The 10,576-nt window shown below is 40.7% G+C and carries 6 protein-coding genes; 5 read left to right on the top strand and 1 reads right to left on the bottom strand.

Translation table 11 applies throughout. The features are described from left to right. Positions 1 to 2,742 (top strand): Ig-like domain-containing protein (locus HQR03_RS13550; protein WP_217271607.1); only part of this gene is annotated, 2,742 nt, incomplete at its 5' end. A gap of 139 nt (positions 2,743 to 2,881) precedes the next feature. On the opposite strand, the gene HQR03_RS13545 is transcribed toward HQR03_RS13550, so the two are convergent. Further along, positions 2,882 to 3,628: a hypothetical protein gene (locus HQR03_RS13545; protein ID WP_173240501.1), complete on the bottom strand. Its 747-nt coding sequence runs from the start codon at positions 3,626 to 3,628 to the stop codon at positions 2,882 to 2,884. A 395-nt stretch (positions 3,629 to 4,023) separates the two neighbouring features. Between HQR03_RS13545 and HQR03_RS13540 the strand changes: the two genes are divergently transcribed. The 4 genes from HQR03_RS13540 to HQR03_RS13525 all read left to right on the top strand — a co-directional run bounded on the left by HQR03_RS13540 (position 4,024) and on the right by HQR03_RS13525 (position 10,053). After that, a complete protein-coding gene (locus tag HQR03_RS13540; protein ID WP_173240499.1) occupies positions 4,024 to 5,481 on the top strand; it encodes a TolC family protein in 1,458 nt (485 codons plus the stop codon). 106 nt (positions 5,482 to 5,587) lie between these two features. Then, on the top strand, positions 5,588 to 7,888 hold the full coding sequence (locus tag HQR03_RS13535) for a type I secretion system permease/ATPase (RefSeq protein ID WP_418889576.1): 2,301 nt from the start codon (positions 5,588 to 5,590) through the stop codon (positions 7,886 to 7,888). Next, on the top strand, positions 7,881 to 9,050 hold the full coding sequence (locus HQR03_RS13530) for a beta-barrel domain-containing protein (RefSeq protein ID WP_102093440.1): 1,170 nt from the start codon (positions 7,881 to 7,883) through the stop codon (positions 9,048 to 9,050). Before HQR03_RS13535 ends, HQR03_RS13530 begins: the two co-directional genes overlap by 8 nt. A 391-nt stretch (positions 9,051 to 9,441) precedes the next feature. Further along, positions 9,442 to 10,053: a hypothetical protein gene (locus tag HQR03_RS13525; RefSeq protein ID WP_173240497.1), complete on the top strand. Its 612-nt coding sequence runs from the start codon at positions 9,442 to 9,444 to the stop codon at positions 10,051 to 10,053. The last annotated feature ends 523 nt before the right edge of the window (positions 10,054 to 10,576 follow it).

Genomic DNA, 10,576 nt, shown 5'->3' with positions numbered 1-10,576 from the left:
GGTACCGCGACCATCGGTACCAACAACAGCGTCACCACCACTATTTATGATGATGGCACCACTAACGGCACTGATCCTGTAGATCCTACTGATCCTACGGCAGGTGATGACCGTTCAACCGCGCCAGTTGCTGTCGATGACCTCGAAACAGGTTTAGTAGGTTCTCCTGTGACTGTGGCTGTGGTTGGCAATGACACCGATGCTGAAGGCGACCTAGATCCGACCACTGTCATGATCACTGTGTCACCAGCAGGTAGCACCATTGCTGCTGATGGCAAATCGGTTGACGTATCAGGCGAAGGCGTTTGGACAGTTAATCCAACCACTGGTGACATCACCTTTACCCCAAAGACAGGCTTCACAGGTGATCCAACGCCAATCAGCTATACCGTTGATGACCTTACAGGTAAGACCTCGAATGAAGCGACTGTCACCATCGATTACGATCAACCAACTAACATCTCAGTATCGTCGCCTGCCCGTGTTTCTGAAGAAGGTTTGGCTGGAGGTAATCCAGATACCAATCCAGATTCAACTTTAGATACCACTGATTCAGCAACGGATACTGATAATAATTGGATTAGAGTAACTGATACTGATACAGATTTGTCAAATTCGGTGGTCAACTTTGTCCTACCAACTGCTGTACAGAACATTACTAGCCAAGGCAATCCAGTAGATTTCCGTATTGATTCGGCGACAGGTAATATTGTTGGTGAATATACCTATACAGACAGTGCTGGTGCTCCTCAAGTTCAGAATGTTCTGACTATAAGTTTAAATGGTAATAAAGAAGCCATAACTGATGGTTATCAGTTTGGATATGATGTGGTATTAGGCGCGCCTGTAGACCACATACTAGGTGACAATACTGAAGGTGTATTACCTGTTAGTTTTGGTATCGAAGTCTTTGAAAATGCTACTGCCACTGAGTCATTAGCTAAATCTGATGAGTTACTAGTGATAGTTGAAGACGACTCTCCTTTACCTCAACCTGTGGTTTGGAATATTGATGTTCAGCAAGAGACCATCACTATCAATGGCTTACAAACAGGTTTCGATGAGACATTGTTCACTCGACCAACACGTGCAGGCTATTTGATTGCTGATGCAGATAATGTCGCTGCTGGTAGCACAGGAACCACTGTTGAATCACGGAACTATGGCGGTACAATTGGAAGATTGTCTGCTGAGCAAGATGCTACGTACCAAGCAGGTGATGGTAACACTTATGTAGACTCTTTGGATGAGGGTATTTATTGGGGTAGACCAGCAGGAACGACTCCTCCTGCAGGGTATACCACTTATGAAAATACCAACTATCAAGGTGCTGGTCAAGGAGTTAAGTTCGAGACTGATATTGATTTAGGTAATTTTTCACATATCAACTTTGGTATCTTTGGAGATGGCGGTACGTTGATTGAGACGAATCTTAACGTCGACTTTACAATTGATGTGAATGGCAATTCTGAGCCAATTTCAGTTGATTATTTGCTTAAGCATAATGAAACTCCCAATGGTAATACGGCTGAGTTTTATGGTTTAACTTCAGCAGAATATGATGCTACCTTTGTGGCTAGTGACTTCATCATCATACCGAATGCATCCCGAGTTATAACGATTGCTGGTCAGCAATATAAGCTTGATTTGGAGCTTGTAAATAAAGATCCAAATGCAGCTGTTGACTCTGATAGAAACAAAACGTTCCTGAAAGCTTATCAAACTAAAATTAATGGTTCTTACGATCCAGCATTGGACGATGAAGGTACCTTTGTGGTAAACAGTGAAGAAGGTAAGGAAAATACTTATGACATCATTGGTAAGCTAACGCCGTTAAATCCATTGCCTGAATTAGCCGATAACGTTGTGATTGCAGGACAAGTAGCGGTGGGTGCAGATGCTGTTGATTACACTAACCCGACTGGCACTGGTATTGTCTGGTCAGGCACATCGACCACTGGTGCTAATGGAATAGCCATTATCGATACAGATAGTGATATGACTAACTATGAGTTCAAAACAGACTATGGTGTGTTTGTTGGTTATGCCAATGGTAGTTATAAATTCAGTGCAGCTAAAAATATCTCAGAGATTGTGTCGCCTGGTCAAGATGATATTGATGTGTTCTCCTTTACATATAAAGATGCTGATGGTGATACGGCCACCTCAACAGTGACACTGAACTATAATGAGTATGCAACGCCTCAAAATCCTAACTCAATAGATAATCTTGCTCCACGTGGCACTGATAATAATGATTACTTATTAGGTACAAACCAAGCGGAAACATTGAACGGCGGTGCAGGAAATGATACTTTAGTTGGTCTGAGCGGTGCAGATACTTTGCTAGGCGGCGAGGGTAGCGATACTATAGTATTTGATAAAAATGATGTTTCTATTGATGGCGGCACAAACTTAGACGGTAGTCAAGAGAATGACACCTTAGTGATTACCGACACGAGTATTATTGCTAGCAATGATATGAATAACGTTACTAACTTTGAAACTCTTGATTTGACGAATAATACTGCTCAAACACTAAATCTAAACTTGAGTGATGTTATTAGTATGACTGATGGTAATAATCAGTTATTTATCAAAGGTGATAGCGTTGATACCGTCAATGTATCTGGTATGACTAAGTCTGGTACTTCTGATCAAGCAGGTTATGATCTGTACCAAGACGCCGGTAGTATAGCGCAGTTATACATCCAAACTGATATCATTGATAATGTTATTTAGTAGTATTCAATAAGGATGAGATGCGGCTGCTATAGCGCATCTTATACCAACTAACAAATACAGCTATCGTCATTCAAAAAGCCATAACTTGTTGTGGCTTTTTGATTAATAAGTTATGACAATAGTTTAAGTATAGCGGTTATCTATCACTTTCTGATGACTCAGGTATCGTCTGATTTTTATTTGCAGATGAGGAAGGCGGAGATGTTATAGGAGTTATAGGATAGTCATATTTTACTGAAGGCGTTGCCGTTGCACTCTTATTGGAAGGTGTGTCTGTTTGATACTGTTGTATCTGGCTTTGATTGTATTTTTTAACTTCGCCGATGAGTTTAGAAAGTTGATCAGCATCCTTATCGATGTCAGCATCTAATTGTTGATATTCTTTAGTCTGTTTAAGGGTATACTCAGGCGGCTCTTGTTGAGTATCGAGGACTAAATCGGTATTGGGTTTTAGATTGTTGTTAGCATTAAGTCTTGATGCTTGCTCAATTGAGGCACTGCTATCTTTTTGTCCTTCGTTTTGAACAATGGACTTTGTCTTTTGAGTGGTGACCACATTCTTATCTGCTAAGTTTTTTTCAGTATTGGCGGTCATATTAATGTCAGCAGTATTCGTCCCATCCTTTTGCAGGTCACTGGATTGGGTAGCCATGTCTTTTTCACTATCTAATGGTGTTAGCTCGTTCTCTTCTATAACAGAAGCTGATATTAAGCCATTGTTATTAAGTAGTGGTTCTTCTGTTGATGATTTTTTATCATTAAAGACCGTAAAATAGATGACCACTGCAACCAAAACATGAATTGACACTGCCAGTATAATAGCTATTGATGATCGGTCTTTTGATTTTTTTAGGCGATTAGAGGGTGGTAAGAGTTGAGTCATAAGGTTATGATCCATACGTCAAAAATAGGGATTTAATAGGCAGTTTATATTAAATAATTATTATAATTCCTTGCTGTACTGTATATGGTTATTCTACCATTATGCCTCTTAGAGTATTAATTTTAGGCGGTAAATAAAGTTTCAAACGTAAAAAGTTTAAGTATTGGCCTATATAACAAGTAACAGACTCGCATTTTTATCAAAAATTTTCAACGAGACAGTCATATGAACCTTATTTTTATAGGTAGCTTGTTTTATAGTATTTGTATTTTCCCTTTGTTTAAAGCATAACTGAGCCGAACTGAATGAATGTTTACCAGTACAATTTACCCATAAAAAGGTCACTGAATAAATTGTTCGCTACGAAGCGAGCGTGGCATAGCATAGCTTGGAGTATGCTATTCATAGCATCATCAGGTACAGCATTTGCCAATGCGGACACTTATATGAATACGCTTATTAACCAAGCGATTCAAAGCCATCCTTTGGTTGGTTCGGCGCGAGCAGAACAACAGGCTACTACTGAAAGCATTCGAGCTGCTAAGCTTAATATGCTACCGGCTCCTACACTGTCTACAGGCTATGATCCAGAGGATGGTATGGTATCACAGCTACAGATTAGGCAGTCGCTGTGGACTGGCGGTAAGTTGACGGCAAATGTGAATCAAGCCATATTTGATGACAAAGCAGCGACAGAATATGTCTATGAGCAACAAAATCAAGTGGCCAAAACCACCATTGAAGCGTGGCAAAGCTATATTACCGCTGTGTCTAAACAAAGTGTCTATTACGATAATTTGCAACTGCTAGCAGAGTTTGAATCGATGATGCAGCGCCGTGTGAATCAAGGCGTATCCGCTCGTATCGAATTAGACCTAGTCACCAACCGCATTTTGCAGGAGCAAAACGCTTATCAAGGGGCCGTTGAGCAACAGCGTATTGCTATTGCTCGACTAGAGCAGATCGCTGGACGTCGGATAACAGCGACCGAATTACCAACACCCAACTTGAGCGAAATCGTCAATCGTGCTAAAGGCTACTCAAAAGCCTTTGAAAAAATGGCATTTGATCAAGCCAGCTTTTATAATCCTACAGTGGTAAAAGAATATTATCGTGTTGAAGCCGCCAAACAAGAGGTTAAATCGATACAGTCATCGCGCTATCCAACTTTGTACGCGCAATACGAATATGACTATTATTATGATGACAAGAATAACGATAATAACAATGACAATGGTAGTGGTTTCTCAGTAGGGCTTAGCTACGACCCAGGTGCAGGGCTTTCTAATTTAGCGTTAGCAAAGGCATCAGAGTCACGCGTTAATAGCTTAGTACAATCAAAAGAAGCCTCAAGACGTCTGGTACTTGAAACCATACAAACGCAGTATCAGCAATTTGCTAGCGCTCAAGACCAAGAGCGTTCATTGATTGCCGCAGTTGCAGGAGCTCAGATTGTCGTCAGCTCCTATCGCCGTCAGTTCATTGCTGGGCGTAAATCTTGGCTTGAAGTACTTAATGCCGTACGTGAGCATTCACAATATGAGATACAGCTGGTCGAGAGTCGAACCGCCGTTATTGCAGCTTACTATAAGCTGCAAGTTGATTTTGGCATGATGTCGTGGCAACAGTTCGATAAAAGTCGTCAGCCAACTCAACTCTTTCGTCCGCTAGATCCCGTCAAAAACTGGTTGAATAACCAAAGTGATGCTAGACCACAAACGGTAGTTAGTCAAGATAACGACATGAATACATATCCTATTAATGAGGGTGTTAGCTATGACATTACTGATACTAGCTATGACGTTACTGGGACTAGCTATGATAATGACTTATTATTATCAGACGAACCTTAAATATACAGTCAAGTAAATATGAATACATCATTGTAAATATAAAGTTATATTCTTATTCACGTTGTGTGATTATTACAATATGGCTAATCAGTAGGATATGTCCATCATGAGTACACCTGTTCCAGATCTAAATATCCGCACATCTGACGGTGAGTTGGTAGTGAGTTCTAATTTACAACCGTTGATGATGTCGGAATCAGATGAACTACCCAATGAGCAAGCGGTCCAACTAGCAGCGGCGCTTCACACCCTGCTAACTGAGCAAGGGTATCCTATTGATAATGTGCGGCTCAATGGCGTGATTTATCAGCAGCAGGATTTACTAGCACTGCCTAGTATTATTGGTGTGCTTAATCAATTAGGGATTGAGCAACTACCAGAAGTGTTACCGGCACCAGATGCTGCATTTTTACCCTTATTGGCTTTGCATCCTACGCAGGGTTGGGGTGTGATCAATCAACAAAATCCGCAAGGATTATGGCAGTTCAGTCAACTAGGACAGACGAGTGCTCACCGTAGTGACGCGTTTTTACACCTATTGCGCGTGCGCTTAGGGGATGAGCCAAGCAAGCGTAGACAGTTCTCGTTCGATCAACTGCTCAAAAAGGACTTAAGGAACTATCGAGGTATCGTCGTTGAGGCCGTAGTCGCCTCATTTTTGATTAATATGTTAGCACTTGCTGTGTCACTATTCTCAATGCAAGTTTATGACCGTGTCATCCCAACGCGTAGCGAATACACGCTGATTATTCTGGCAAGTGGTGTGGGACTGGTCATTTTATTTGAAACTTTTATGAAGTTCGCCCGCTCCAAGATTATGGATAAAGTAGTGGTCAATCTTGATCAATATTTATCGCGTGAAGTTTTCCAGCGTCTGCTAAACGTGCGCATTGATCAAATGCCAGGATCAGTCGGTTCGATGGCAGCGCAGCTACGTGGTTATGAGCAAGTTCGCGGTTTTTATACTGCAAGTACGCTATTCGGTCTTGTTGACATTCCAATGGCTATTATATTTGTAACCCTGATTGTCATCATTGGTAATCCTTTAGTGGCTTTGGTACCTATTGTGGCCGCCGTTATAGCCATCATACTTGGGTTCGGCGCACGTAGAAAAATCGACAGTATTGCGGCAATTGGAGCAGCAGCGTCTTATCGCAAAACAGGTATCCTTGTGGAGACTGTGGAAGGTGTTGAGACTATCAAAGCAGGATCAGGGAATTGGAAGTTCTTATCACGTTGGCTCGATGTGATGAGCATCACCACTAAGAATGATCTTGATATGAAACATGCCAATGACAATTTGAGCTATCTGTCGCAAATGATTCAGCAGACCAGCTATGTCGGCATCGTAATTATTGGCTCGTTTGTAGTGATGTTAGGTGATATGACAATGGGTGGACTTATTGCATGCTCAATCCTAGGTGGTCGTATCTTAGCGCCAATAATGGGTATTCCTAACCTGTTAGTACAACATTCACATGCCAAAGCTGCCAAGCTAAATATCGAAAAACTATTCTCATTAGAACAAGACAATCATGGTGTCAGTCATCCCTTGTCGCCTAGCAAAATCGCTGGTAATTTTAATGTAGACAAAGTTATTTTTAATTACCAAAATAATGATCAACCCGCATTGGCAATTAGTAGTCTGAATATAACAGCAGGTGAGCGTATTGCAGTATTGGGCCCTATTGGCTCAGGTAAATCGACTTTATTAAAAGTACTGTCAGGGCTGTATGCTCCTACCCAAGGCCGGATATTATTAGATGGATTAGATATTCAGCAGATTAGTCGTGAATCTATGAGTGAGCAAGTCGGCTATCTGCAACAAGACCATCGTTTGTTCGAAGGCACACTGCGAGAAAACTTATTGATTGGTCTACCAGCGCCCAGTGATGATGTAATGCGCGACGCCCTCGTTAAGACGGGACTGATTAAATTGGTAGCCAGTCATTCTAGTGGTTTGGATTTGCCAATTAGTGAGGGAGGTAAAGGATTATCAGGGGGTCAAAAACAACTGGTAGCATTTACTCGGTTGCTGCTGACAAAACCTTCCATATTATTGATGGATGAGCCGACCGCTTCTATGGATAATCGGCAAGAACTACAATGTATTGACGTACTCAAAAAAGAGTTTGGACAAGGGCAAACGCTTATTGTGTCCACTCATAAAATGCCACTCCTACAACTGGTCGATCGCATCATTATTATGGACAATCAAAAAATCGTAATGGATGGTCCGAAGGCACAAGTTCTTGAGCAATTAAAAGGCAATGATGATCAGAAAAAAGCTAGCAAACCATCAATTAAAGTAAGCTCGCCTAGAGTGACAGTAATTAGTAATAAGACTTCGAGTATCTCACCAAAAAACGACGATAAACGTGATAATTCAGGGCAGGATAATGGATAATTATAAACATAAGTTTCATGATCCTAAAGTGGGGCGCACGCGCATTATCATTTGGGGCTCATTGGTCGGAATAATTGCACTCGTTGTCTGGGCTTATTTTGCCCAAATTGATCAAGTCACGCGAGCGACGGGAACTATCATTGCTAGCGCTCGTACACAAGATATACAAGCCGTAGAGGGTGGCGTCTTGACCGAGATATTGGTCAAAGAAGGCGAGGATGTCACTAAAGGACAGTTAATAGTTACTTTAGAGGAAGAACGTGCGCAAGCAGCGGTCGCCAACTCAGGCTCCAAAATAGCAGCACTCAAAGCTAAGATTGCACGCCTAGAGGCGGAGATATTTGAGCGACCATTGGTGTTTCCAGAAGGCATCAAAAACTATAGTGAATATATAGAAAATCAAACCCAACTCTATAATCGTCGTAAGCAAGCAATTGACCAAGATGTCAGCTCACTACAAAAGATGATGGTATTAGCCCAGCAAGAGCTGAGTATGAATGAGCCGTTATTATCGTATGGTGATGTGAGTCAGGCTGATATCATCAAGTTGCGTCGGCAAGTTGCTGAAATTCAAGCTCAAATTACTAACAAGCGTAATAAGTATTTTGAAGAAGCACAGTCAGAGATGACCAAAGCGCAAGAAGATTTAGATACTGAACTTGAACAATTACGCGATCACTCACAAGTATTAGAAGAAAAAAATCTATTTGCGCCAACAGACGGTAAAGTAAACAATATCCTAGTGACTACTATCGGCGGCGTGGTTAAGCCTGGCGAAATCATCATGAAAATATTGCCAACCAGTAGTGATTTGATCGTCGAGGCTAAAATAAAGCCCGTAGACATTGCTTATGTCAAAGAGCAGCAGGATGCCACTGTAAAGCTTGATGCTTATGATTATTCTATCTTTGGTGCTATGAATGGTACTGTGATCTATATTAGTCCAGACACATTAATGGAGCAAACTCCGAAAGGGGAAGAGCCCTATTATCGTGTACAGATAAAAATTACTGGTGCTGAATTTTCTGGGCGCAGTGATGAGATTGTCATTAAGCCTGGGATGACAGCTTCCGTCGATATTAAGGCACAGCAGCGCTCGGTACTATCATACTTAACTAAGCCCATTACTAAGACTTTCTCTGAAGGACTAGGTGAGCGTTAGCGTTCAATATATTCTAGATAAGCAATAAGCAAAGCGTTATCTGATTAATTATCGGGTAGCGTTTTTTTATTGTTATATTAGGCGGTGTAGCTAAAATCTCCCAAGTGTGTTTGTACGGATTTGACGGCATAGATCAGAAACGACTAGTATTAATGACGTGATTGCCAATATTGGTGGACAATGGAATCCAAGCTCAGAGAATCCGACTTACAATTATACGTTAGCATTGGATCATGCATTTGCTTATAGCATGTTGACAGCTAAAATTCAGAATGAAAGCGGTGAGTTAGCAGACTCTCCTTGGGATCTGTTAGTAAAACATTACGAGAATCTACCTGCTAATTACACTTTTTGAAAATGCACCACAATGACTAGTAAGGAATTTCTGATTATGAAAAAATATGTACTAAGGCAGACTCTAATTGCTATACCTCTATTAGTGATGACTAGTTTGATTACAGTTGGATGTACTATATATAAACCTAACCCTGATTTAAACGTTTACCATCCTATGATCTATGAAACCTATGGTGATAAGCTTAATAAAATAAAAGGTGTTTTATGTACTAAACAAGAATTCGTTGACAATTTTGGTCCTGACCTCTCTCTAAAGCCCAAGCTTTCAATAGTACTTGAAAAAGGTTATTCACGTTATATAACAGGTAATATTTACTATAACAACAAACAGACAGCTCAAATCTTGAATAAACAGGTTCGATTGAGCAACTCATTATATCAAAAAGAATGTGGCATAAATAGAAGGTATCCAGTTTTACATGAGTTTGACTTAGATATAGTAAAGGATTATCCAGATAGGAAGGGTAAAGAGATACGCATGAAAGAGTACTACGATATTGTCAATCAAATTAAACAGAATAAGTATTTAGATGTTAGGGCAATCGTTGTTCCGATGGTCAATACAAGTATAGAGGGTTCAGCGCAAGACGCACGTATGTACTTTACTGATGAACAAGTAAGAGAGCTATTTCGTAATAAAGAATAGCTAGGGTTGGATAGTCTTAGTACCCTATTTGAAAAGCCTTACTAATTGGTATTAGCGAGGCTTTTTTTATTTTGCTGCTCATTATTATGGCTACAATGAAATGGGTAAAGCATTTGATAATGCCAAGCTGTTATTAACCAGTATTACATCGTTAACGATACTTTCGAGTTGTGCGGCTTCTAGCGTATTGGGAGTCGGCGGTACGGATTTTGTTGTGGATTTGTCTCAAGGTAAGCCTGAAAATAGAGAGAGAGGACCCTATGTTTATAGTTAAAACGACACCACAATTATCAGGTAAATGTACTAATAATAAAGATGGTAAAGAACCTTATATGTTTTGGAGTGGACAGTGCAACTTCAAAGGGAATAAACCTGATAAGGTGGTCATACAGTATGCCAAATGGAAACCATACTGACCCCTGCCGTCAAATCCGTACAGTTAAACTTGGGAGATTTTAGTTACGCCGCTTGACGATAATAGTCAAACCACACCTGTCTTGGCGATTTATAGCCTAAACCCTTT

The sequence above is a fragment of the Psychrobacter okhotskensis genome (assembly GCF_013248965.1).
GTDB classification, from domain to species: Bacteria; Pseudomonadota; Gammaproteobacteria; order Pseudomonadales; family Moraxellaceae; genus Psychrobacter; species Psychrobacter okhotskensis.
The sequence above is the reverse complement of the archived record's forward strand: the minus strand, read 5'-3'. Positions and strand labels throughout refer to the sequence as shown.